At 64.0% G+C, this 23,211-nt stretch carries 20 protein-coding genes; 7 read left to right on the top strand and 13 right to left on the bottom strand.

All coding sequences use genetic code 11. From position 1 onward, the window contains the following. Positions 1-3: 3 nt before the first annotated feature. A complete protein-coding gene (locus SR3_RS05635) occupies positions 4-2,442 on the bottom strand; it encodes a membrane-bound PQQ-dependent dehydrogenase, glucose/quinate/shikimate family (protein ID WP_068082006.1) in 2,439 nt (812 codons plus the stop codon). A 341-nt stretch (positions 2,443-2,783) separates the two neighbouring features. Continuing rightward, positions 2,784-3,176, bottom strand: a complete 393-nt coding sequence (locus SR3_RS05630) for a DUF4168 domain-containing protein (protein ID WP_068082004.1) — start codon at positions 3,174-3,176, stop codon at positions 2,784-2,786. Between the two features lie 279 nt (positions 3,177-3,455). Between SR3_RS05630 and SR3_RS05625 the strand changes: the two genes are divergently transcribed. The 5 genes from SR3_RS05625 to SR3_RS05605 all read left to right on the top strand — a co-directional run bounded on the left by SR3_RS05625 (position 3,456) and on the right by SR3_RS05605 (position 10,113). Further along, complete coding sequence (locus tag SR3_RS05625; RefSeq protein WP_245653787.1) at positions 3,456-4,103, top strand: TetR/AcrR family transcriptional regulator; 648 nt, start codon at positions 3,456-3,458, stop codon at positions 4,101-4,103. A gap of 58 nt (positions 4,104-4,161) precedes the next feature. Beyond that, on the top strand, positions 4,162-4,482 hold the full coding sequence (locus tag SR3_RS05620) for a hypothetical protein (protein WP_157098648.1): 321 nt from the start codon (positions 4,162-4,164) through the stop codon (positions 4,480-4,482). A 351-nt stretch (positions 4,483-4,833) separates the two neighbouring features. Continuing rightward, entirely contained in the window at positions 4,834-6,096 is a 1,263-nt protein-coding gene (locus SR3_RS05615; RefSeq protein WP_068081998.1) for an MFS transporter, read from the top strand. Between the two features lie 200 nt (positions 6,097-6,296). Continuing rightward, positions 6,297-9,167: a TonB-dependent receptor domain-containing protein gene (locus tag SR3_RS05610; protein WP_169805566.1), complete on the top strand. Its 2,871-nt coding sequence runs from the start codon at positions 6,297-6,299 to the stop codon at positions 9,165-9,167. A 106-nt stretch (positions 9,168-9,273) separates the two neighbouring features. Continuing rightward, positions 9,274-10,113, top strand: coding sequence for a shikimate dehydrogenase (locus SR3_RS05605; RefSeq protein ID WP_245653786.1), 840 nt, complete (start codon positions 9,274-9,276; stop codon positions 10,111-10,113). Between the two features lie 85 nt (positions 10,114-10,198). Here the strand turns inward: SR3_RS05605 and SR3_RS05600 are convergent, their stop codons facing one another. The 8 genes from SR3_RS05600 to dnaK form a co-directional block, all read right to left on the bottom strand. Next, the gene (locus SR3_RS05600) at positions 10,199-11,758 is read right to left on the bottom strand and encodes an aminoacyl--tRNA ligase-related protein (protein ID WP_068081986.1); all 1,560 of its coding nucleotides are present in this window, start codon (positions 11,756-11,758) and stop codon (positions 10,199-10,201) included. Positions 11,759-11,848: 90 nt separating this feature from the next. Further along, positions 11,849-12,442: a polyhydroxyalkanoate synthesis repressor PhaR gene (gene phaR / locus SR3_RS05595; protein WP_068081983.1), complete on the bottom strand. Its 594-nt coding sequence runs from the start codon at positions 12,440-12,442 to the stop codon at positions 11,849-11,851. A gap of 94 nt (positions 12,443-12,536) precedes the next feature. Continuing rightward, a complete protein-coding gene (locus SR3_RS05590; RefSeq protein ID WP_068081980.1) occupies positions 12,537-13,583 on the bottom strand; it encodes an alanine racemase in 1,047 nt (348 codons plus the stop codon). A gap of 8 nt (positions 13,584-13,591) precedes the next feature. Further along, entirely contained in the window at positions 13,592-14,041 is a 450-nt protein-coding gene (locus SR3_RS05585) for an iron-sulfur cluster assembly scaffold protein (protein WP_245653785.1), read from the bottom strand. Positions 14,042-14,044: 3 nt separating this feature from the next. Next, on the bottom strand, positions 14,045-14,638 hold the full coding sequence (locus SR3_RS05580; RefSeq protein ID WP_068081978.1) for a CvpA family protein: 594 nt from the start codon (positions 14,636-14,638) through the stop codon (positions 14,045-14,047). Positions 14,639-14,649: 11 nt separating this feature from the next. Continuing rightward, positions 14,650-16,038 (bottom strand): DNA repair protein RadA, encoded by a 1,389-nt coding sequence (gene radA / locus SR3_RS05575; protein WP_068082270.1) that lies wholly within the window; start codon positions 16,036-16,038, stop codon positions 14,650-14,652. A gap of 144 nt (positions 16,039-16,182) precedes the next feature. Continuing rightward, on the bottom strand, positions 16,183-17,319 hold the full coding sequence (gene dnaJ / locus SR3_RS05570; protein WP_068081972.1) for a molecular chaperone DnaJ: 1,137 nt from the start codon (positions 17,317-17,319) through the stop codon (positions 16,183-16,185). Between the two features lie 130 nt (positions 17,320-17,449). After that, complete coding sequence (gene dnaK, locus SR3_RS05565; protein ID WP_068081969.1) at positions 17,450-19,363, bottom strand: molecular chaperone DnaK; 1,914 nt, start codon at positions 19,361-19,363, stop codon at positions 17,450-17,452. Between the two features lie 240 nt (positions 19,364-19,603). Here dnaK and SR3_RS05560 point away from each other — a divergent pair, with 240 nt between their 5' ends. Further along, positions 19,604-20,137 (top strand): copper chaperone PCu(A)C, encoded by a 534-nt coding sequence (locus SR3_RS05560; protein ID WP_157098647.1) that lies wholly within the window; start codon positions 19,604-19,606, stop codon positions 20,135-20,137. A gap of 264 nt (positions 20,138-20,401) precedes the next feature. Here SR3_RS05560 and SR3_RS05555 read toward each other — a convergent pair whose 3' ends face one another. From SR3_RS05555 to hrcA, 3 genes are all read right to left on the bottom strand, one after another. Beyond that, positions 20,402-20,662, bottom strand: coding sequence for a hypothetical protein (locus SR3_RS05555; protein WP_068082267.1), 261 nt, complete (start codon positions 20,660-20,662; stop codon positions 20,402-20,404). A gap of 78 nt (positions 20,663-20,740) precedes the next feature. Beyond that, positions 20,741-21,298, bottom strand: a complete 558-nt coding sequence (gene grpE, locus SR3_RS05550; protein WP_068081958.1) for a nucleotide exchange factor GrpE — start codon at positions 21,296-21,298, stop codon at positions 20,741-20,743. A 14-nt stretch (positions 21,299-21,312) separates the two neighbouring features. Next, the gene (gene hrcA, locus SR3_RS05545) at positions 21,313-22,356 is read right to left on the bottom strand and encodes a heat-inducible transcriptional repressor HrcA (RefSeq protein ID WP_068081955.1); all 1,044 of its coding nucleotides are present in this window, start codon (positions 22,354-22,356) and stop codon (positions 21,313-21,315) included. A 108-nt stretch (positions 22,357-22,464) separates the two neighbouring features. Between hrcA and rph the strand changes: the two genes are divergently transcribed. Continuing rightward, on the top strand, positions 22,465-23,178 hold the full coding sequence (gene rph, locus SR3_RS05540) for a ribonuclease PH (RefSeq protein ID WP_068081952.1): 714 nt from the start codon (positions 22,465-22,467) through the stop codon (positions 23,176-23,178). Positions 23,179-23,211: the final 33 nt, after the last annotated feature.

Genomic DNA, 23,211 nt, shown 5'->3' with positions numbered 1-23,211 from the left:
GCCTCAGCTTTTGGTCGGCAGGGCGTAGGCGATCACCGTATCGCCGCGATCCGTGGAGTCACGCGCCCCGCCTGCCGAGATCACCACATATTGCTTGCCGTTCTGCGGCGCGATGTAGCTGATCGGCGTGCCCTGACTGCCCACCGGCAGGCGCGCTTTCCACACCACCTTGCCGCTGCGCTGATCGAAGGCGCGCAGATAATAATCCTGCGTGGCGGCGAAGAACACCAGACCGCCCTGCGTCGCCAGCGACCCGCCAATGGTAGGCATGCCCACGGGCATCGGCACGCTCATGCGGATGCCGAAAAGGCGCGTGTCCTCAACCGTGCCCAGCGGCACCTGCCAGGCGATCTTCTGCGTCTTCATGTCGACAGCGGTCAGCGAGCCATAGGGCGGCTCCTGACAGGGAATGCCCAGCGGCGAGAAGAAGCGGTTCTTCAGCACCGAATAGGGCGTACCCATCAGCGGCACGGCGCCCATGCCGGCATTGACGCTTTCATTGCCGTTGGATTCCTTGGCCTTCTTGGCCTGAGGCATCATATGCACCCACAGCCCCAGCCGCATATCATTGACAAACAGCAGCGAACGCGTGGGATCGAACGACAGACCGCCCCAGTTCATGCCCCCCAGCGAGCCGGGGAAACTCAGCGAATAATCCGTGCCCGGCGAGGTGAACAGCCCATCATAGCGCATGCCCCGGAAAGTGATGCGGCAGGCGAGCTGGTCGAAGGGCGTCATGCCCCACATATTGCTCTCACGCAGCACGGGCGCGCCGATCTGCGGCATGCCGGTCGAGAGCGGCTGGGTGGTGGGATAATGCTCGCCGGGGATCGGGCCGGGCTTGACGGGAATATTGGTGACCTGCGTCAGCGGCTTGCCGGTCAGGCGGTCCAGCACGAAAAGCTGGCCCATCTTGGTGCCGATCACCAGAGCAGGCACCTTGCCGCCGTCCGGCTTGGTGAAATCGAACAGGGTGGGCTGCATCGGCACGTCATAGTCCCACAGATCGTGATGGACGGTCTGATAGTGCCAGCGTTCGCGCCCTGTGGTGGCATCCACGGCCAGGATCGAGGCGCCATAGGTCTCATCTTCCCTGGTGCGCGGCACGCCCCACAGGTCGATGGCGGCGCTGCCCACCGGCATGATCACGCTGTTGGTGAGTGCATCATAGGTCATCGGCGCCCAGACATTGGGGGTCGAGCGGACATAGGTCTTGCCCGTGGCGGGCGCGGCATGATCGGTCGGATTGCCCGGATCGAAGGCCCATTTCATCTTGCCGGTGATGACATCGAAGCCGCGCATCACACCGCCGGGCATATCGAGCGCAACGTTATCCGCCACGCGCCCGCCCACGACCACGGTCGTGCCTGCCAGCGTGGGCGGCGAGGTCAGCTGATAGAGCGGGCTTTTCGCGTCGCCCAGACCGGCTTTCAGATCCACTGTGCCATGGTCACCGAAATCGGCGCAAAGCTGGCCATTGTCGGCGTCCAGCGCCACCAGCACCGCATCGATGGTGTTCATGAAAATCCGGCGGCGACAGGGCGCGTTGGCAGGCAGCGCCACAGGCGTGACCGGCGAACTGAGCGGCGCGGAAGGCTGGATCAGCGGCTTGGCGCTGTCGAAATAGGCAAGGCCGCGGCAGCGGACCCAGGTCTTGGTGTCCGTGGGGAAAGCATGGCGCCAGTTTTCCTTGCCTGTCGCCGCATCCACCGAAATCACCGTGTTATGCGGCGTGCAGAGATAAAGCGCATTGCCGATCTGCAGCGGGGTCTGCTGATCCTCGGCGCCGCCGCCGCCGGGGCTGACAGGGGTGTCGCCGGTGTGGAAGGTCCAGGCGACGGTGAGGTTTTTCACATTGCCCGCGTCGATCTGGGTCTGGGCGCCGAAGCGCTGGGCCTCGGCATTGCCGCCATAGTTGGTCCAGTCCTTATCGCCGGGAGCCGTGGACTGCCCCTCCGCCGGAACGGCCTGACCGTCGATGCCATGGGGCACCAACATGCCATAGGCGATGCCGCCATTCACCAGCAGCAACAGCCCGGCCACGCCAAAGGCCAAGCGACGGCAAGGCAGCTTGCCCCCCGCTCTGCGCAGCGCAGGCACGAAGAGCGCCAGCACCATGCCCGCCATGGTGAAGGTGAAAAGCCGAACTTCCAGCGCCCAGAAATTGAGACCGGATTCCCACAGGGCCCACAGAACAGTCGCCAAGGCGGTGACAGCGAAGATCGCCACGCCGACAAAGCGGATGCGAGCGATCTGGATGCCCGAGGCCATCATGGCGAGGCCCGCCAGCAGGTAATACCAGCTGCCGCCCCGCGCGATCAGCATGCCCCCTCCCACTGCCAGATAGAGACCGGCCAGAGTGAACAGGCCGCCCAGCAGGATCAGGGCGACGCGCAAAAGCGGATGGATGGTGGTGCTGAGGCTGGGGGGGCGCTCGGTCATGATGGTGCTGTCCTCATTAGAGTAACAACGCAAGCGACGGGCCTGAACATGCCTTCGGAACCATACAATGTCTTCGGGGGCAGGAACAGGCCCATGCGCAACCGCAGGCCTGTAAAAAGGCCAGGGCGTTGTATCATGCGCGCCCGATAGCGCCCTTTCAGTGAACTATCTAGTGCGTGAATAAAATTTAAGCCTGCCCGCACACGGCCCCGGCATAAGCCTCATGCGAAAACGCGCCCGAAGGGCCAATGGCTCTTCGGGCGCGCTCAAGGCAGTATTCCCGCGCAATCGCGCGAAATCTCGGAGTGGCCACTCCCTTGGGTGGAAGCGGCCCGGTCGCCTTACTTGGGCACGTTGGCCGCAGCGACCTGAATGCGCTGCTGCAGCGCCTTGTCGGTCTGCATCGTCTGGGTGATGGCGTTGAACTTCTGAATGTCGACGCCCGACGACTGCACGGCAGCGGCCATCTTGGCCTGCTTGTCGGCGTCGGGCACGGTAGTGTCGGTCTGCACCTTGTTCACCGCGACCAGCGCGGTGGCGTACTTCTGGACATCATCGTCGGTGAAGGCGCCGCCGGCAGCCGGCGCAGCGGCGGCAGGAGGCGTAGCGGCCGAAGGCGCCGCTGCAGCGGGAGGCGTGGCGGAAGGGGCTGTCGCGGAGGCGCCTTGCGCGAGAGCGGCGGGCACAAAAGCCATGACCGCGACGGGGCTCAGGATTGCCTTGAACAGTTTCACAATAATCTCCTCTTGTGGGGGGAAGGGCAACGTGGAGTTGCTAATGAGGAGGGGAAACCCATGTTCCGACGAGTTGTGACGTTTATGAGGCCGGATCGATTGCATATGCGGTGAATTGCATCCGTTTCACCCCTGAATGAGAGTCCAGCTGGTGAGAATCACCTGCCTCCATTGCGCCATGATGTTGAAACTTGCTGACAAGGCCCATGGCGGAAGATAGGCATGCAGCAAGCCCTCAACGCCATGGTGGCATGATAAGGGGCAGGAGTAAGGCGAGCGGTGACCGAGAACACGCAAACTCTTTCCAAGCGACAGATCAACGCGCTGGAAACGCGTGAAAACATCCTTGAAGTCGCCTATGCCGAATTTGCCGAAAAAGGGCTGGCCGGCGCGCGCATCGACGAGATCGCGGAAAAGACCGCCACCTCCAAGCGGATGATCTATTACCATTTCGGCGGCAAGGAAGGGCTCTACGAAGCCGTTCTGGAGCGCGCCTATGATCGCATCCGCACGCAGGAACAGGCCGCCCATTTCGAACAGCTGCCACCCGATCAGGCCCTGCGCGCCATCATCGGCCACAACTTCGACTATCACTTCGAGCATCCGGAATTCGTCCGGCTGGTGATGAATGAGAACGTCCATAATGGCGAACACATCGCCAATATGGTGTCGATCAAGGCGCGCAACCGGACCGTGATCGAATCGCTGCGCGCTATTCTGGACAAGGGCGAGCAGCAAGGCCTGTTCCGCTCGGGCCTCGATCCGGTCGATCTGCATATGACGATCAGCGCGCTGAGCTTCTACAATGTCTCAAACCGCTTCACCTTCCGGCACAATTTCGACATCGATCTGACCCTGCCCGCCGTCCGCGCCAAGCGGCGCGAGCAGATCATCGAATGCGTGCTGGCCTGGGTCGCCAAGCGGTAGGCCAGGGTTCGTCACCCCCGCCCCAACGGGATGGGCACGGCGGCAGACCGGGAAGACCATGACCAGAATGCCGCCTATCCTGATCGCCGCTGGCCTGCTGTGCGCCAGCGCGATCCACGCCCGGAATGAGGCCCCGCCCCCGGCCCCCGTCAAGCTGGCGCCGGGCGCCGGGGCCGAGGCGGTACAGGCCACATGCACTGTGTGCCACCCTGCCGCCATGTTCACCGCCAAGCGCCTCAACCGACGGCAATGGGGCGATGTGGTCGATCAGATGATCAACAAGGGCGCGCAGGTCAGCGATGAGAATTATGACGTGATCGTGGATTATCTCGCCCGGAACTACGCCGCGGACGAAGCGCCGCAACCCGCACGCGGATAAGCTTTTCCGACACGAATCCTCCCCCTTCCCCGGCCTCATCACGCCGCGCGAGAAGCGTGGAACACAGCCGGTTTCGCCAGCCAGACGAAGCGCAAGGATGGAAGACTATGCTTGTCTTTCATGGATTTGAGAAAAGAATCACGCGCGATGCCCACATTTATCTTTGTTTTATGGACTAGTTCGTTCATAAAGGCCTTCACGATGAAGGCCGCCCGTTATGGCGTCCTCGAAGACTATGGAGAGAGGCCGCATGATCGGCGCAAGCGTGATCCGCTCCGGATCGAACCGAGTTATGTCCGGCGCGCCGGAGCATCATGACGACCCCGCCCTCCCCCATGGAGGACGCGCAGCATGAAGCCGAGCCGCAAGCGCCTGATCATCCTGACCCTGATCTCTCTGGCCACGCTGATCAACTATCTCGACCGTTCGGTGATGGGCGTCGCCAAGCCTGCGCTGGTCGCCGAACTGCATATCTCGCCCGAGGTGATGGGGCTGATCTTCTCGGCCTTTTCATGGACCTATGCCATCGCCCAGATCCCCGGCGGCTATGTGATCGACAAGCTGGGCACCCGTCTTACCTACACGCTCTCGCTGGGTCTGTGGTCGGCGATGACCGCGCTGCATGGTTTCATGACCGGCGTGGCCGGGCTGGTTTCGGCCCGCCTCGCGCTGGGTCTGGCCGAAGCGCCCTGCTTCCCCGCCAACAGCCGCGTGCTCTCCACCTGGTTTCCCCAGCAGGAGCGCGCCAAGGCCACCGGCGTCTACACCGTGGGCGAATATGTCGGGCTTGGCCTGCTGATCCCGGTTCTGGGCTGGATGCTGGCGCATTACGGCTGGCGCTCGCTGTTCTTTGCAGTGGGTGCACTGGGCATCGTCTTCTCGGTGATCTTCTACCGCCTTTACCGCGAGCCCGCCGAAAGCGGCGCCAACAGCGCCGAACTCGCGCTGATCGAGGCGGGCGGTGGCTTTGCCGGCAAGACGCAGAACCTCGATTTCAGCTGGGCCCGCGTGGGGCAGCTGATCTCGAAGCGGCAGATCGCGGGCGCCTCGATCGGGCAGTTCTGCTCCAATTCAACGCTGGTGTTCTTCCTTACCTGGTTCCCCTCCTATCTGGCGGATGAGCGCGGGATGACCTTCATCAAGTCCGGCTGGCTGGTCTCGCTGCCCTATATCGGCGCCTCGCTGGGCGTGCTGCTGGGCGGCTGGTGGTCGGATTGGCTGATCCGCTTCACCGGATCGCCCACCATCGGGCGCAAGCTGCCGATCATCACCGGCCTGCTGCTGTGCTCCAGCATGGTCGCGGCCAACTTCCTGCAGAGCAACAATGCGGTGATCGCGGTGATGTCCGTCGCCTTTTTCGGACAGGGACTGGCCGGCCTCGGCTGGACGTTGCTTTCGGATGTGGCGCCGCGCCAGATGATGGGGCTGACCGGCGGCCTGTTCAACTTCTTCACCAATCTGGCGGGGATCGTCACCCCGTTGGTGGTGGGCTTCGTGGTGGGGGCGACGGGCAGCTTCTATTTCGCGCTGGCCTATATCGGCGCGCTGGGGGTGATCGGCACGCTGGCCTATCTCTTCGTGCTGGGCCCGGTTGAGCGCGTCACCATCGACTGATCCACGCACCCGTCGATCAGCGCCTTCTCCGCCATGGGCGGGCGGAGAAGGCCGCGTATCATAACGAACCATATCGTCAAATATCTGCATAGCGATCCGACAAAAGGTTTGACGCACCCAATATTGTATGTAACTGGTTAGTTCATAAATGGCAGCAAGCCATGATGATAAGAATCTTGGGATTCACAACGGGGGAAATCATGAAAGGTAAGACGCGTTTCGTCGTCCAGATGTCGATTCTGGCGGCAGGGGTGGCCATGGCGAGCACCGCACAGGCACAAAGCGACACAGCCGCAAAAGCATCCGAAACCACCGGCGCTGCGGACATCATCGTCACCGGCTCCAGCCTGAAGGGCGTGGCCCCGGTCGGCTCCAACCTCACCACCGTGGGCCGGGCCGAGCTGGAAAGCTCCGGCGCGCAGACGGTGCAGCAGGTGCTCAAATCCGTGCCCGCCGTTGTGGGCCTGCAGGCCCCCGGCCAGGGGGCTTTCGGCTCGGCGGACGGCTCGGGCACCAATGCGCCGACCATTCATGGTCTGGGCGCTTCGGCCTCCAACTCCACGCTGATCCTGATGAACGGCCACCGCATTCCCACCAGCGGCATCAACCATGTGCTGGCCGATCCCAACATCATCGCCCCCATCGCGCTGGAACGCGTCGAGGTGCTGGCTGACGGTGCTTCCTCGGTCTATGGTTCGGACGCGGTCGCAGGCGTGATCAACTTCATCACCCGCAAGAAGTTCAACGGGCTGGAAGTGAACGTCCAGAAGGGCTTCGCCAGCAATTACAAGACCTTCAACGCGGGCGTTCTGGGCGGCAAGACCTGGGACACGGGCTCTTTCCTGCTGGCCTACAACTATTCCAACCGCTCCAATCTGGCGGCTTCGTCGCGCAGCTTCTCGCGCAGTGGCAACCTCACGGGTCTGGGCGGCAGCAATTTCGTCACCAGCCGCTGCGCTCCGCCCAGCCTGACCAGCGGCGGCGCCACCTATTACAGCTATGGCAGCTACACCGCCAGCAACTGCGACCCCACCAGCACCTGGGACATTCTGCCGTCTGAAAAGCGCCATAACGTCTATGCGCAGGTGATGCAGGATGTGGGCGACAAGCTGCATCTCTCGGCCGATTTCATCTACGCCAACCGCAAGAATGTGCAGAATGTCACGCGCGGCAGCGCCTCGGCCACCATCTATGGCAATGGTTCGACGCCGCTCGCGGGCCGCTCGATCAATCCCTATTTCCAGGCCTTCAATCTGGGCGGCACCACGCCGACCTCCTACACGGCCAACTGGGATGCCGATCAGATGTTCGGCCCAGGCGCGACCATCACCGGCAGCGCCGAAGACATCTACATGCATCTCGACGCCACCTATGATCTGACCTCGGCATGGTCGATCAATGTCGGCGGTATCTATGGGCGGGACAATTCGCAGCAGGTCAATCAGGGCCAGCTCAACACCTCGGCCTTCAATCTGGCGGCCAATGGCTTCACCTCGGCCTCGATCAATGGCGTGACGCAATCGGTCAGTCAGACGCTGACCACCGCCAACGCCATCGACTTCTGGGGCAATGGCACCTCTGCCGCCACCCGGGCCGCGCTGATCGACAACAACCAGCTGCAATCCGCGCATCAGACCATGCGCAACGCCTATCTGAAGGTCAGCGGCGAGCTGTTCGACATCCCCCACGCCGGGGCGGTCAAGCTGGCCGTGGGCGGCGAGCTGACCGGCTATGGCCTGCATCAGGACATCGTGCGCCCCAACAATCTGGGCGTCGCCAGCCAGAACTCGCAATATCTCTCGATCGATTACAAGCGCAATGTCGCCTCGGCCTATGCCGAACTTTACGTGCCGATCATCAAGGATGGCTTCGTCAAATCGCTCGACCTCAACATCTCGGGCCGTTTCGACCATTACAATGACTTCGGCAACACCACCAACCCCAAGATCGCCGCCAATTTCGAACCGGTACGCGGCATCAAGTTCCGCGCCAACTGGGCGCGCAGCTTCGTGGCCCCCGCCCTCACCTCGATCGGCTCGAACGCTGCGGGCCTGACGGGTGAATCGGGCTTTGCTGGCGTGCTGGGCTCGGCGCTGCCGGGCGGTGCTCCGGTGGTCAGCCTCGCCAGCTTCCCCACGGCGGCCAATCTGCCGGGCGCGGTCTGCTCGGCCACGGCCTGCAATCTGGGCGGCGTCTATGGCGTGCAGGTCAGCGGCGGTAATGGCAAGCTGAAGGCCCAGAAGGGCGAGGCATGGAGCATCGGCGTCGATCTGACCCCGGTGCAGGTGCCCGGCCTGCGCCTCTCGGTCACCTACTGGAGCAACAAGCTGAAGGGCGGCATCACCGCGCCCCAGCCCGCGCTGGCGCTGGGCTCGGCGGATCTGGCCTATCTGATGCAGATCTATCCTGCCGGCGCCACGGCGGGTCAGGTCGCCACGGCGGGCGCGGGCCTGCCCCAGACCGGCGCGATCAGCCAGACGGCCTATTACATCTACAACTACCAGCAGGCCAATGTGCTGAACCTGGATGTGGCCGGTCTGGACGTTTCGGGCAGCTACCGCTTCGACACCTCCTTCGGCAAGTTCAACCTGGGCGCCTCCTTCACCCGCAAGGTGAAGTTCGACCAGTATTTCGGTGACAATGGCACCAAGTTCAGCGTGCTGGGCACATCGGGGTTCAACACCACCTTCCCGTCCGTCAAGTTCGAGGGTCGCTTCAATCTCGGCTATGACAAGGGTCCGTTCAGCGCTGATGTGTTCTACAACTATCTGGGCGGCTACACCTATTGGGGCAGCTCGGCGGTGAACCCCGTCACCCGCACCAATGGCGTGCCCACCGGCGGCGGCGACAAGATCAGTGCTTTCGGCACGGTGGACCTGCATGTCAGCTACAAGCTCGACAAGCTGCCCGCCCTGCGCGATGCGACCTTCTATGTCGATGTCACCAATCTGGCCAACAAGATGCCGCCTTTCGTCAACACCTACACCACCAATGGCGCGGTGGGTTACGACGCGCTGAACGGCAATCCCATCGGGCGCGTCGTCAATCTGGGCATTCGCGCCAAGTTTTAAGTCCACCCTCGGCCGCTCCGGGAGCTTGTGCCCGGAGCGGTTTTTTCGAAAGTGTGCCTCCGATATGGTTCTGTCTTCCTCTGCCTCGCAACGCGATCTCCGCATTATGGTCGGTCTGGTCGGACGCGGCATTCTGGAGAGCCGCACGCCCTGGATGCATGAGCAGGAGGGCGATGCGCAGGGGCTGCGCCTGCTCTACACTTTGTTCGATTTCACCCATCGCGGCTGGGAGGACAAGGATCTGCCCCAACTTCTCGATGCGGTGCAGACCTCGGGCTTTGCCGGGCTGAACATCACGTTCCCTTTCAAGCAGGCGGTGATGCCGCTGCTGGATGATCTGTCAGAAGGCGCCCGCGCGATTGGCGCGGTCAACACCGTGGTGTTTCAGGATGGCAAGCGCATCGGTCATAACACCGATGTTTCGGGCTTTGCGCAGGGTTTCCTCGATGGGCTGCCCGGCGTGGCTCTGGGCCATGTGCTTCAGCTGGGCTGCGGCGGCGCGGGATCGGCCACCGCTCATGCCTTGCTCTCGACCATCGGCGTGCAGCATCTGAGCCTGTACGACACCGATGCGGTGCGCGTTGAGGCCCTGCGCTATCAACTGGCCGCCACCTATGGCGCGGATCGGGTCTCCGTTGTGCAGAATACCGTGCAGGCGGCGGGCAAGGTCGATGGCATTCTCAACGCCACGCCCATCGGCATGGCCAAGTTCCCCGGCACGCCGATCGATGCGGCCGCGCTTCAGCCTCACCATTGGGTGGCCGAGATCATCTATTTCCCACTGGAAACGCCGCTGCTGGCGGCAGCCCGCGCTCTGGGTTGCCGTACGCTGACGGGTCAGGGCATGGCTGTGGGCCAGGCAGCGGACGCCTTTGGCCTGTTCACCGGTCAGGCGCCGGATCGCGCACGTATGGCGGAAAGCTTCGCCGCCTTTACGGCAGGCTGAGCCGCCGGAACAGTTGCCGGCGCAAGAAAGCCCGGCCCAAAAAGCCCGACATGGTGATCTTCCCCACCATGCCGGGCTTTTTGTCTTAGTAAGCGCGCGCCACGTAAATCCGCTCGACAGCGGGCTCGCCGGTGAAGGGGCACTGCCCTTCGGCGGGCGCGGCATTCAGCGCGGTGTTGCGGATCGTCAGCTTGAGCGCCTTGAGCTGCTCGACCACCTTCTCCAGCGCGGCGCCGGTGGGGCGCGACCAGTTCAGCTCGACCCAGCCCGGATAGCGCTGATCCTCAGCGAAGAATGTCGCCAGCGCATCGAGCGAGGTGATGCCAGTGGTGATGTTGGCATCGCGGCGCTGCGTGGCCTCGGCATGCAGGCTGGACTGGACGCTTTCCAGCTCGGAAACGGCAGCGGCGATAAACGCATCGCGCGTCTGGCCGACGAAATTGACCTTGCCATCATCCTTCCACAGCCGGTCACGACGCACCGCCGAAACCATGCCGCCAGCAGCGTCGCGACCGCCGATTTCCAGAATGATCGGCGCGCCCTTCTTGACCCAGGCCCAGCGCTTCTGCGTGGCCTTGCCCGCACGCTTGTCGAGCAGCACGCGAACGGACTCGCCCAGTGCGGACAGCTTGGCCAGTTCGCGGCGGATTTCCTCGCAATAGGCCAGCAGGGCCTCATCGCCATCGTCCTCGCGCAGCATGGGCAGGATGATGATCTGATGCGGCGCGATGGCGGGCGGCACGCGCAGACCATCATCGTCGCCATGGGTCATGATGACGCCACCGATCATGCGGGTGGAAACGCCCCAGCTGGTGGTATGCGCCAGCTCCTGAGCGCCTTCCTTCGACTGGTAGCGGATGCCGGCGGCTTCGGCGAAGCCGGTGCCGAGATAATGGCTGGTGCCCGCCTGCAGCGCCTTGCCATCCTGCATCATCGCCTCGATGGAATAGGTGGCGACGGCGCCGGGGAAGCGCTCATTCTCGGGCTTCTCACCGGCCACGACCGGCATGGCCAGCACGTTTTCGGCAAACTCGCGGTACATTTCCAGAGCGCGCAGCGTTTCCGTCATCGCATCGTTGCGATCGGCATGGGCGGTGTGGCCCTCCTGCCAGAGGAACTCACTGGTGCGCAGGAACATGCGGGTGCGCATTTCCCAGCGCACCACATTGGCCCACTGGTTGACCATCAGCGGCAGGTCGCGCCAGCTCTGCACCCAGCGGCTCATTGCGGCGCCAATCACCGTCTCGCTGGTGGGGCGCACGATCAGCGGCTCTTCCAGCTTGGCCTCGGGATCGGGGATCAGCCCGCCCTTGCCGTCACCGATCAGGCGGTGATGGGTGACGACCGCCATCTCCTTGGCGAAGCCCTCCACATGGTCGGCCTCCTTGGAGAAGTAGCTGAGCGGAATGAACAGCGGGAAATAGCAATTGTCGACGCCCGCTTCCTTGATGCGCGCGTCCATCAGCTTCTGGATCCGCTCCCAGATGCCGTAGCCCCATGGCTTGATGACCATGCAGCCGCGCACGCCCGATTCCTCGGCCATTTCGCCTTCGGAGACGACATGCTGATACCATTGCGCGAAATCATCGGCGCGCTTGACGGTCAGCGCGTGGCGGATCTTGGGGTTGGGAGCGTTCTGTGTCATGCGCGCGGCCTTAGCCGGGCGAAGCTCCAAGTTCAAACCCCTGTGTAGCAAAGAGGGAAGGAAAAAACCGCTTCCTTCCCCTGATCAGCCTTACTTGCCCAGCTGATCCAGCTTCTTCTGCATGGCCAGCATCTGCTCACGCAGGGCATCGAGTTCGTTGCGGGTCTCGCCAGTCTTTTCAGGCTCGCCAGCAGCAGCGGGCGCCTCATCCTTGGGCGAGACAGCCCCACCTTCCGCGCCGGGCATAAAGGCGGCGGCGGCGGCCTGGAACATGGCGATGTTCTGCTGCGTCAGCCGGGCGAGCGGATTGGTCTCGATGCTGTCCTCGAAAGCCTTGCGCAGCTTGAGCTGGTTGGCGCGGAACTGGTCCATGCTGGCTTCGAGATAATGCGGGATCAGCGCCTGCATCGAATTGCCATACATGCCGATCAGCTGGCGCAGGAAATTGACCGGCAGCATCTGCTCGCCGCTGGCCTCTTCCTCCATGATGATCTGGGTGAGGATCTGATGGGTGATGTCCGAGCCGGACTTGGCGTCCAGCACGCGGAACTCGATCCCCTCACGCGTCATCTTCGCCAGATGGTCGAGCGTGATGTAGCTCGACGACTGGGTGTTATACAGCCTGCGGTTGGCGTATTTCTTGATGATGACGGTGTTGTCCTTGGAGCCCGCATTGTCAGCCATCAGTCTGTCCTACTCCCGTTTCTGAACGGCAGTTTGCACTCAAAAGACCATGGACGCAACAGATTGCTGCGCAGCAGCAGAGCAAAACGCAAGTTTAGCCCGCACGTGCGAAACGACGGCCCAATCCGGTTAACAGCTCGTATTGCGACAAGCCTGTTTGGGCAGCCGCGCGCGGCAGATCATAGACCACATCCAGCCAATCGCCCTCGGCCAGATGGGGGGCCCGGGTGAGATCGACGATGGTCAGATCCATCGAGACGCGGCCCAGCACCGGCACCTCAACACCATCACCGGAGCGCAGCATCCCCTGCCCCGACCAGCAACGCAGATAGCCATCGGCATAGCCCAGCGCCACGGTGCCAAGGCGCATCGGGCCGGACGCGGTGAAGGTGGCGTTGTAGCCAACGGTCTCGCCGGGCGCGATCTGCCTCACTTGCAGCAAAGCGACCTGAGGCCGCACCACCGGGCGGATCACATCGGCCAGTTCCGGGCGCGCAATGCCGCCATACAGCGCCAGCCCCGGACGCGTCAGATCGCCATGATAGGCCGCGCCCAGGGCAATGCCCGCGCTGTTGGCCAGTGCCGCACGCCGATGCGGCAAGGCGCCAAGCGAGGCCTGCCAACGCTGAAGTTGCAGCGCGTTCAGCGCGCTGTCCTCATCGGCGCTGGCCAGATGGGAGTGCAGCACATCCACCTCCAGCCCGGCCAGCTGCCCCAAATCGCCGGTCGCCAGCCCGAGCCGGTTCATGCCGGTATCGACCATCACATCGCACAGACCGCCGCCCGCTTCACGCCAGCGCCGCGCCTGATCGAGCGAATTGAGCACCGGCCTCACGCCCGTCGCCTTGGCAAAGGTTACATCGGCGTCGCTCAACGGCCCATGCAGCACGGCCATGCTGCGCGGATCGACCAGATCGACCAGATCGGCGGCCTCAGCCCAATGGGCGACGAAGAAATCCGCACAACCTGTGCGGGCCAGCAGCGGCACCACCCGGCGCGCGCCCAAGCCATAGGCGTCCGCCTTCACCGCCGCCCCGGCCTTGGCCGCACCGGACAGAGCATCCAGCGCCTGCCAGTTATGCGCCAGCGCCTCGTCATCGAGGGTCAGGCGCAAGGGGGGAGCGGGGAACGGAACTGTCATCTCAAACCTCAGACATCGGCGCGGGGCGCACGCAAGTCCTGTGTCGCCATCGCCTGCAACACGGCGCGCCAGCCCAGCAGGAAAGCACCATGCCGACCGGGATAATCCCGCACCGCCGCCAGCGCTTCAAGCCCCGGCCAATCCGGCAAGGCGTCATCCCCGCCAAGCCAGGCCACGATCTCGGCCTCGGTTTTGGCAAAATCCTGCTGATTGCGCCCCTGCGCCGCGCGGGCCATCAAGCTGGCGGCAGCCTGCCCGATCGCGCAAGCCTGCGCCGCAACGCCGATGCGGCTGATTGCGCCTTGTTCGTTCAGTTCGATGCCCACCCTCATCCTGCTGCCGCAAGAGGCAGAGCGTGCCTCGCCGATCAGCGGCAGATCGCCTGCCATCGGCCAGCGCGCCAGATCCAGCGCCATCGCCAGCACATCGGGCGAATAGAGAACCGAGCCTGAAGCCAAGGCTCAATCGGCCTTGCGGTGAGCGCGGCGATGCGGCGTGACATGGCGCTTGGGCGCATCATCGTCATTGCTGGCCGAACTGTCGGCATCGGCGGCGTCTGCAGCCGCCTTGCGGCGCTCCGACACGATCTTGAGCAACGCGCTGCTGCTGGCGTTGACGAAAGGATAAGTGCGGCTCCTGGTGATCCACTCGGGCCGCCCGCCCACGCCCCAGACCGTGTCATAGAACAGCACGATCAGCGAGAAACCCGCCACCACGATCAGCGTACCCTTCACCGCGCCAAAGCCGAAGCCCAGCACGCGATCGACAGGCCCGAGAATCGAATTGCGCGCCGCCCCGCCCAGATAGCGGGCCAAAAAGCGCACAAGGAAATAAGGCACCAGCAGCAGGAACAGGAAGGCGGCAACATCGGCCCCGGATTCCGATCCGATATGCGGCACCAGCGCCTTGGCCAGCGGTGCCTGCAACAGATGCACCGCCATCATGGCGACGATAAAGGCGCACAGCGAAATGGCCTCCTGCACGAAACCGCGCAGAAAGCCGAGCGAGGCAGCGGCGCCCACCACCACGAAAACAGTTACGTCAAAGCCGGTCATATGGGACCGGACTATTCGCCCCCAAGGATGCGGTCAACGAGATTTGGCAGCAGTTGTACACTGGTATGACGTCCGCCCGCTTCCTTGGCCGCCCCATTCTTGCCCGAGAGCGCCTTATCCTCCGGCCCGAAGGCATGGGCAAAGCCCAGTTTGGCCGATTCGCGCAGCCGCAAACCGGCATGGGCGACAGGGCGGATTTCTCCCGCCAGCGAGACTTCGCCGAACCAAACGGCCTCTCGCGGCAGAGGCTTTTCCGAAAGCGCCGAGACCAGCGCGGCAGCAACCGCCAGATCGGCGGCGGGATCGGCAAGTCTGTAGCCTCCCGCCACATTGAGATAGACTTCCGCGCTGGAGAAATTGAGCCCGCAGCGCGCCTCCAGCACCGCCAGCAGCATGGCAAGGCGCCCATTGTCCCAGCCCACCACCGCGCGGCGGGGTGTGGCGCCCGATTGCAGCCGCACGATCAGCGCCTGGATTTCCACCAGCACCGGGCGCGTGCCCTCCATCGCCGGGAAGACGGCGCTGCCCGCAATGGTGTTCTCACGGCCCGAGAGGAACAGCAGCGAAGGGTTGCCCACCTCCGCCAGCCCATGGCCTTCCATGGCGAAGACGCCGATCTCGTCAACCGGGCCGAAGCGGTTCTTCAGATTGCGCAGGATGCGGTACTGGTGACTGCGCTCGCCCTCGAAGGCCATGACCACATCGACCATATGCTCCAGCACGCGGGGGCCCGCGATGCTGCCATCCTTGGTGACATGGCCCACCAGCACCAGCGCCGCGCCATTCTCCTTGGCGTAGCGGATCAATTCGAAGGCACAGCCACGCACCTGAGAGACCGTGCCCGGCGCGCCCTCGATCTGGTCGGAATGCATGCACTGGATCGAATCGATCACCAGCAGCGCGGGCGCATCCATATCGCCCAAGGTGGTGAGAATATCGCGCACCGAAGTGCTGGCCGCCAGCTTGATCGGCGCGGCCGCCACGCCAAGCCTTTCGGCGCGCAGACGGATCTGGCCGGTGGCTTCCTCACCGCTGATATAGACGGCAAGGCCGCCCGCTTGCGCCACCTTGGCGCTGGCCTGAAGCAGCAGCGTGGATTTTCCGATGCCGGGGTCGCCGCCCATCAGGATCGCGCTGCCCGGCACCAGACCGCCACCCAGCGCGCGGTCGAATTCATCGATACCGGTCGAGCGGCGCACCAGCGCCTTGCCCGGCATATCCAACGGCTCGAAGCTGATCGCCCTTCCGCCGCTGGAAAGGTCATGTTTGGCCGAGAAGACCGTGGCCGGGGCCTCCTCGGTCAGCGTGTTCCACTCGCCGCAATCGACGCATTGCCCCTGCCAGCGGTTGGTGACACTGCCACAGGAAGAACAGACGAAGCGACGTTTGGGTTTGGCCATAAGGCCTGCGTAATTGGAACGAATGAGGAACGCAAGCGCGACCTGGAGCATCGTGCGAAAAAGTGGGAACCGGTTTTTCGCAACAACGATGCGACCATCAAGAATCAGCGCTCAAGGCGTGATGCCTCAATCACACCTTGAGCGCTACTCGCGCATATCGTTCCATGCATCCTTGATGCGGTTGAAGAAACCCTTCACCTCGGGGCATTCATCGCCCGTCTCGGTGCCCTGGAATTCGCGCAGCAATTCCTTCTGGCGGGCCGAAAGCCGGGTCGGCGTTTCCACCGCCACTTCCACCACCAGATCGCCGATGCCGCGACCATTCACCACCGGCATGCCCGCCCCGCGCTTGCGCAGCTGCTTGCCCGACTGGATGCCCGCCGGGATCTCGATCTCATGCACCTTGCCGTCGAGGCCGGGAATCTCGATCGAGCCGCCCAGCGCGGCGGTGGTGAAGCTGATCGGCGCGCGGGTCAGCAGCGTGGTGCCGTCGCGCTCGAAGACCCTGTGGCGCTTCACATGGAGGAAAATGTAGAGGTCGCCCGGAGGCGAGCCGAAAGGCCCGGCCTCGCCCTTGCCGGTGAGGCGGATGCGCGTGCCGGTGTCGACGCCCGCCGGAATCGAGACCTCCAGCTTCTGCTTCTGGTCGACGCGACCCTCGCCGCCGCAGGCCCGGCAAGGCTTCTCGATCACCTCGCCGCGACCGTGACAGGTGGGGCAGGTGCGCTCCACCATGAAGAAGCCCTGATTGGCGCGGACCTTGCCGTGGCCGCCGCACAGGTTGCAGCGGCGCGCGCCGGTACCCGGTTCCGCGCCCTTGCCGTGGCAGGGTTCGCAGGTGGTGGAGACCTCGATGTCGATCTCGACATCCTTGCCGTGGAAAGCCTCGTCGAGGCCGATTTCCAGATCGTAGCGCAGATCGGCGCCGCGACGCGCCTGCTGGCGTCCACCGCCGCCGCCAAAGGCGCTGCCGAAGATCGTCTCGAAAATATCGCCGATGTCGCCGAATTCGGCGCCCTGACCGCCAAAGCCACCACCGCCGGGTCCGCCGTTCTGAAAGGCGGCATGGCCGAAGCGGTCATAGGCGGCGCGCTTCTGGGGGTCTTTCAGGCAGTCGTAAGCCTCGCTGATCTCCTTGAACTTGGCCTCGGAGTCCTTGCAGCCCGGGTTGCGGTCCGGGTGGAACTTCATCGCCAGCTTGCGGTACGACGTCTTGAGCGTCGCATCATCGGCTTCGCGGGTGACTTCCAGCAATTCGTAATAATCGACCTGCGTCGACATGGGCTTTCCTTCGGGATCAGTTCAGCGCGGATATCGGCAACAGGGCTGCCTCACCGAAAATACATACAAACAGGCCCGCCACGCCACTTGACCGGCGTGGCGGGCCCGCTTTTCACGTCAGGCGATCAGATCAACCCTTGTTCTCGTCAACTTCCGAGAACTCGGCATCGACCACGCCATCGTCATGGGCCTGAGCGCCCGCGCCACCCGGCGCGGCAGCAGAGGCCTGCTCCTTCTCATAGATCGCCTGGCCCAGCTTCATGGCCTTTTCGGTCAGGGCCTGGGTCTTGGCGGTCATCTCGGCGGGCTCACCGCCCTCGATGGCCGTCTTGGCCTCGGCGATGGCGGCCTCGATCTCGGCCTTCAGCGCCGGATCGACCTTGTCACCGTTTTCAGCGATCTGCTGCTCGGTGGCATGGACGAGGCTTTCGGCGTTGTTCTTGGCCTCGGCGGCCTCACGACGCTTCTTGTCCTCTTCGGCGAACTTCTCGGCATCCTTGACCATCTGGTCGATGTCGGAGTCCGAAAGACCGCCCGACGCCTGAATGCGGATCTGCTGCTCCTTGCCGGTGCCCTTGTCCTTGGCCGACACGTTCACCAGACCGTTGGCGTCGATGTCGAAGGTCACCTCGATCTGGGGCACACCGCGGCGGGCCGGGGGAATGCCGACCAGATCGAACTGGCCCAGGATCTTGTTGTCCGCCGCCATTTCACGCTCGCCCTGGAAGACGCGGATGGTCACGGCCTGCTGATTGTCATCGGCAGTCGAGTAGACCTGGCTCTTCTTGGTGGGGATCGTGGTGTTGCGGTCGATCATGCGGGTGAACACGCCGCCCAGCGTCTCGATGCCCAGCGACAGCGGGGTCACGTCGAGCAGCAGAACGTCCTTCACGTCGCCCTGAAGCACACCGGCCTGAATGGCGGCGCCCATGGCCACGACTTCGTCAGGGTTGACGCCCGTGTGGGGCTCCTTGCCGAAGAAGTCCTTCACCGCATCGCGCACCTTGGGCATGCGGGTCATGCCGCCCACGAGCACAACGTCGTCGATCTGGCTGATCGAGAGACCGGCATCCTTCATCGCCTTGCGGCAAGGCTCCAGCGTGCGCTGGATCAGATCGCCGACCAGACGCTCCAGTTCCGAACGGCTCAGCGTCTCCACCAGATGGAGCGGGGTGGTGGCGCCACCTTCCATACGGGCGGTGATGAAGGGCAGGTTGATCTCGGTGGTCTGCGCGGACGACAGCTCGATCTTGGCCTTTTCAGCGGCTTCCTTCAGGCGCTGCAGGGCCAGACGGTCGGTCTTGAGGTCCAGACCTTCCTTGGCCTTGAACTTGTCGGCCAGATGCTCGACCAGCTTGCTGTCGAAATCTTCACCGCCCAGGAAGGTGTCGCCGTTGGTCGACTTCACCTCGAAGACGCCATCGCCGATTTCCAGAATCGACACGTCGAAGGTGCCGCCGCCAAGATCGTAGACAGCGATGGTCTTGCCATCGTTCTTGTCCAGACCATAGGCCAGCGCGGCCGCCGTCGGCTCGTTGATGATGCGCAGCACTTCCAGACCGGCGATCTGGCCGGCGTCCTTGGTGGCCTGACGCTGAGCGTCATTGAAATAGGCCGGCACGGTGATGACAGCCTGCGTGACGGTCTCGCCCAGATAGCTCTCGGCGGTTTCCTTCATCTTCTGCAGAGTGAAGGCAGACACCTGCGACGGCGAATAGTCGGTGCCGCCGGCTTCGACCCACGCATCGCCATTCTTCCCCTTGGCGATCTTGTAGGGAACCAGCGCCATGTCCTTCTGCGTCATCGGATCGTCGTAACGGCGACCGATCAGACGCTTCACAGCGAAGATGGTGTTGTCGGGGTTGGTCACCGCCTGGCGCTTGGCCGGCTGGCCGATCAGGCGCTCACCATCCTTGGTGAAGGCGACGATCGAAGGCGTGGTGCGCGCCCCTTCCGAATTTTCGATGACCTTGGGCTTGCCGCCATCCATCACAGCAACGCAGCTGTTGGTGGTGCCCAGGTCGATACCGATCACTTTACCCATAGTTCTTCCGTCCTCATGTCGCTGTGTGACACCGCCTGTCCAAAGGCCCCCGCATGCGCGGCAGACCGGTTTGGCGGCTCTTTGACGAAAAGGCATATAGGAGCGGTTCACGGGCCGACAAGGCCTTTTGGGAAGCTAATCGGTCATGACTGCCAGCTATTTGCTCCATGAATTGGTTACCGGCGCTTGGCGCGGGGCCTGTCACCGTCTAGCAAAGAGCGGTCAGGAGATTTGCTGAAGATGTTTATCGCGCGCTTTACCCTCCCCTTGCTCGCGCTGGCGAGCCTTGCCGCCTGCCACAAGGGCGAAGAGGTTCCCTCCTCCGCCGCAGCCAGCGAAAGCGCGGTTGCAACGCCCTCTGCCGCCGCCTCCGCAGCCGAGAATGCCGCGCCTTCGGGTCGGCTTGTGCTGCCTGTGATCCCGGGCCACCCGGCTGCCGCCTACTTCAACTGGCGCAACACCGGGCCCGCTCCGGTGACGATCACCGGCATCGTGCTGCCCTCAGCCAAGACGGCCGAGATGCACGAGACCAAGGGCACCGCCATGGCCCCCCTGCCCCGCCTGAAGCTGGACCCGGGCGACAGCGCCGATTTCGCGCCCGGTGGGCGGCATGTGATGGTCTTCGGCCTGCGCAAGTCCGTGAAGGTTGGTGACACGCTGGGCTTCAAGCTGGTGCTGGAGGATGGCCGCAGGCTGGTCGGCACACTCAAGGTGGAAGCAGCCGGGGGCGGGCATGACATGGATCACGGCGATATGGCCGGAATGAAGATGTAAGAAAAAGGGGCAATGCGAGGGTGTTACACCCTCGCGCTCCCATGAATGTCTATGTGGCGCATAGGGTTCGGCCTTGCGCAAGGCCGCCGCGCCGTAGGCAATCCGCCCGCATAGATCATCGATCATGATGCATAAAGCCTGCGGCGCTTTGCGCTGCGCAGGTGGAGAGGTAGGGCGCTCCATTTCGGAACCACTGCCCTAGCGTCGGAAGACGTAACGGGGGTGCAGGGGGCGATGGCCCCCTGCTGCTACCCCTTCAACCCCTTAACAATCCACGCGATGCTCATTGCCTTCGCGGTCATGGCGATAGCAATAACCATCGTTCTTATGCACGGTCGAACCGATCAAAGCGCCCGCGGCCGCGCCAATTGCCGCGCCGGTGACGACATTGCCGCCCGCCACGCCCGAGATCACCGCACCCGCGCCCGCGCCACCAAGCGCGCCTTCGCCGCCATAGTTATGAGCACAGCCGCCAAGGGCAAGCGCCGCGCCAGCGATCATCGACAACATGAGAGTTCTGGTCATGATATCCTCCATCCTATGATGGGGATATGACCGGCGGCGCGGGATGTTCCACCCGCGCCGGGGCTCTCTATGGGCCTTTTAGTCGGGCTTCTTGGCCACGGCGACCATCGCCGGGCGCAGCAGGCGGTCCTTGATGGTGTAGCCGTGCTGCAGAACCTGGATGATCGTGCCGGGCTCGGCGTCGGCGTGAGGAATTTCGATCATCGCCTGATGCTGGTTCGGGTCGAGCGGCAGGCCCTGCGCGGCCACCTTCTGGATGGAATTCTGGTTGAACACCTTGTCCAGTTCACGCGTGGTGGCTTCGATGCCCGCCACCAGCGGCTTGAGCTTCTCGTCGTCACGCAGATCCTGCGAGATCGAATCAAGCGCGCGCGACAGATTGTCGGCGACGCTCAGAATATCGCGGGCAAAGCTGGTGCTGGCATAGGCGCGGGCGTCGGCGATGTCCTTTTCCAGACGGCGGCGCACGTTCTGCGTTTCGGCGCGGGCGTAGAGCACCTCCTGCTTGGCCGCTTCCAGATCGTTTTCCAGCGTCGCGATTCGGCTGTCCTGCTCGGCGGTCACGCCGGGGGCAGCGCCCTCCACGCCTGCGTCCTTGCCGGATTCGCTGGCGGCCTGGAAGATGTCCTCATTCATATCATTGCCTTCATTTATCGGATCAGTCGGCCCAGACTCTGGGCGGTGAAATCCACCATGGGGACGACTCGCGCATAATTCAACCGAGTCGGCCCGATCACGCCCACCACGCCAACCACCCTGCCCTCGCGATCACGATAGGGCGAGGCGATCACCGATGAGCCGGACAGCGCGAAAAGCCGGTTCTCCGCGCCGATGAAAATACGGGTCGATTCGGCCTCGCGGGCCAGATCGAGCATCTGGGCGACGGATTGCTTGCTCTCCAGATCGTCGATCAGCGAGCGAACGCGTTCCAGATCGCCCAGCGCATTGTCGTCCAGAAGATTGGCCTGCCCGCGCACGATCAGCACCGGGCGGCGCTGCGCATCCTGACTCCAGACGGCAAGGCCCCGGTTGACCAGATCGGCGCTGGCGGCATCGAGCGCGCTCTGGCCCGAGGCGATCTGCGTCTGCATCAGCCGCGCCGCCTCACCCAGCGTGCGCCCGGCCAGATGGGCGGTGATGTAGTTGGAGGCTTCCTCCAGAGCGCCGGGCGGCAGGCCGGGGGGCAGATCGACGATGCGGTTCTCGATCCCGCCATCCTGCCCCACCAGCACCGCCAGCGCCCGCCCGGGCGAGAGCGGCACCAAGGTCACTTGCGCCAGCAAAGGCTCATGCGCAGGCATCATCACCACGCCCGCGCAGGCCGAAAGATCGGAGAGAGCCGCGCTGGTGGCGGCCAGAGCGGCCTCGATAGGGCCGGGCTCGGTCAGGCTGCGCTCAATGGCTTCGCGTTCTTCGCGCGTAGGCTGGGACATCTGCATCATGCCATCGACGAACAGACGCAGGCCCACTTCCGTCGGCATGCGGCCCGCGCTGGTATGGGGCTGGCTCAAAAGCCCCTGCCCTTCCAGATCGGCCAGCACGCTGCGGATCGAGGCGGGCGACAGGTTCAGCTCGCCCCCGCCCGCCAGCGTGCGCGACCCCACGGGCTGGCCGGTCGTCAGATAGCCTTCAACCACCCGGCGAAAGATCTCGCGGGCGCGGGTGGTCAGTTCGGTGACGGGCAGGCTGTGCATGATGCATCTTTCATGGGGTACAGAGGCCTTCTTTGCAACGGCAGGGCTGGCCATTTCCGGGCGCGGGTATTAGAGCCGCGCCAAATTGCTTCATAAGGACCAAACCCTATGCGCCCATCCGGCCGCGCCGCAGACGAAATGCGCAGCATCGAGATCGTCACCAACTTCACCAAGCATGCCGAAGGCAGCGTGCTGGTCAGCTTCGGCGACACCCGCGTGCTGGTCACTGCCAGCGTGGAAGAGCGCGTGCCCCCCTTCCTGCGCGGCAAGGGCGAAGGCTGGGTGACGGCGGAATATTCGATGCTGCCCCGCGCCACCCACACGCGCGGCCAGCGTGAAGCCGCCAAGGGCAAGCAGAGCGGGCGCACGCAGGAAATCCAGCGCCTGATCGGCCGCTCGCTGCGCGCCGTCACCGATCTCAAGAAGCTTGGCGAGCGCCAGATCACCCTCGATTGCGACGTGCTTCAGGCCGATGGCGGCACGCGCACGGCGGCGATCAGCGGCGCCTGGGTGGCGCTGCGTCTGGCCGTTCAGGGCCTGATGGCCAAGGGCCTCATCACCGAGGATCCGCTGACCCGCAAGGTTGCCGCTGTCTCCTGCGGCATCACCAAGGGCACGCCGGTCCTCGATCTCGATTACATCGAGGACAGCAGCGCCGACGCCGACGCCAATTTCGTGCTGATCGAGGGCGGCCATATCGCCGAGGTGCAGGCCACCGCCGAGGGCGCGACCTATGACGAGGAAGGCCTGCTGCGCCTGCTGCGTCTGGCCCGCATCGGCTGCGACCGCATCTTCGCCGCTCAGGCTGAAGCAGTCGCCTGACGAACTGGCCCCTGAACGGCGGGCGCTGTCCCG

It is taken from the genome of Novosphingobium rosa NBRC 15208 (genome assembly GCF_001598555.1).
In the GTDB taxonomy this organism is placed as follows: domain Bacteria; phylum Pseudomonadota; class Alphaproteobacteria; order Sphingomonadales; family Sphingomonadaceae; genus Novosphingobium; species Novosphingobium rosa.
This window is presented reverse-complemented; position numbering and strand designations above follow the sequence as displayed.

Bases quoted from the DNA above. Each gene is read 5' to 3' on its own strand.
- SR3_RS05635 (WP_068082006.1), bottom strand. From the start codon at position 2,442: ATGACCGAGCGCCCCCCCAGCCTCAGCACCACCATCCATCCGCTTTTG.
- SR3_RS05620 (WP_157098648.1), top strand. From the start codon at position 4,162: ATGACCAGAATGCCGCCTATCCTGATCGCCGCTGGCCTGCTGTGCGCC.
- SR3_RS05615 (WP_068081998.1), top strand. From the start codon at position 4,834: ATGAAGCCGAGCCGCAAGCGCCTGATCATCCTGACCCTGATCTCTCTG.
- SR3_RS05610 (WP_169805566.1), top strand. From the start codon at position 6,297: ATGAAAGGTAAGACGCGTTTCGTCGTCCAGATGTCGATTCTGGCGGCA.
- SR3_RS05605 (WP_245653786.1), top strand. From the start codon at position 9,274: ATGGTCGGTCTGGTCGGACGCGGCATTCTGGAGAGCCGCACGCCCTGG.
- SR3_RS05600 (WP_068081986.1), bottom strand. From the start codon at position 11,758: ATGACACAGAACGCTCCCAACCCCAAGATCCGCCACGCGCTGACCGTC.
- phaR (WP_068081983.1), bottom strand. From the start codon at position 12,442: ATGGCTGACAATGCGGGCTCCAAGGACAACACCGTCATCATCAAGAAA.
- SR3_RS05590 (WP_068081980.1), bottom strand. From the start codon at position 13,583: ATGACAGTTCCGTTCCCCGCTCCCCCCTTGCGCCTGACCCTCGATGAC.
- SR3_RS05580 (WP_068081978.1), bottom strand. From the start codon at position 14,638: ATGACCGGCTTTGACGTAACTGTTTTCGTGGTGGTGGGCGCCGCTGCC.
- radA (WP_068082270.1), bottom strand. From the start codon at position 16,038: ATGGCCAAACCCAAACGTCGCTTCGTCTGTTCTTCCTGTGGCAGTGTC.
- dnaJ (WP_068081972.1), bottom strand. From the start codon at position 17,319: ATGTCGACGCAGGTCGATTATTACGAATTGCTGGAAGTCACCCGCGAA.
- dnaK (WP_068081969.1), bottom strand. From the start codon at position 19,363: ATGGGTAAAGTGATCGGTATCGACCTGGGCACCACCAACAGCTGCGTT.
- SR3_RS05560 (WP_157098647.1), top strand. From the start codon at position 19,604: ATGTTTATCGCGCGCTTTACCCTCCCCTTGCTCGCGCTGGCGAGCCTT.
- SR3_RS05555 (WP_068082267.1), bottom strand. From the start codon at position 20,662: ATGACCAGAACTCTCATGTTGTCGATGATCGCTGGCGCGGCGCTTGCC.
- grpE (WP_068081958.1), bottom strand. From the start codon at position 21,298: ATGAATGAGGACATCTTCCAGGCCGCCAGCGAATCCGGCAAGGACGCA.
- hrcA (WP_068081955.1), bottom strand. From the start codon at position 22,356: ATGCACAGCCTGCCCGTCACCGAACTGACCACCCGCGCCCGCGAGATC.
- rph (WP_068081952.1), top strand. From the start codon at position 22,465: ATGCGCCCATCCGGCCGCGCCGCAGACGAAATGCGCAGCATCGAGATC.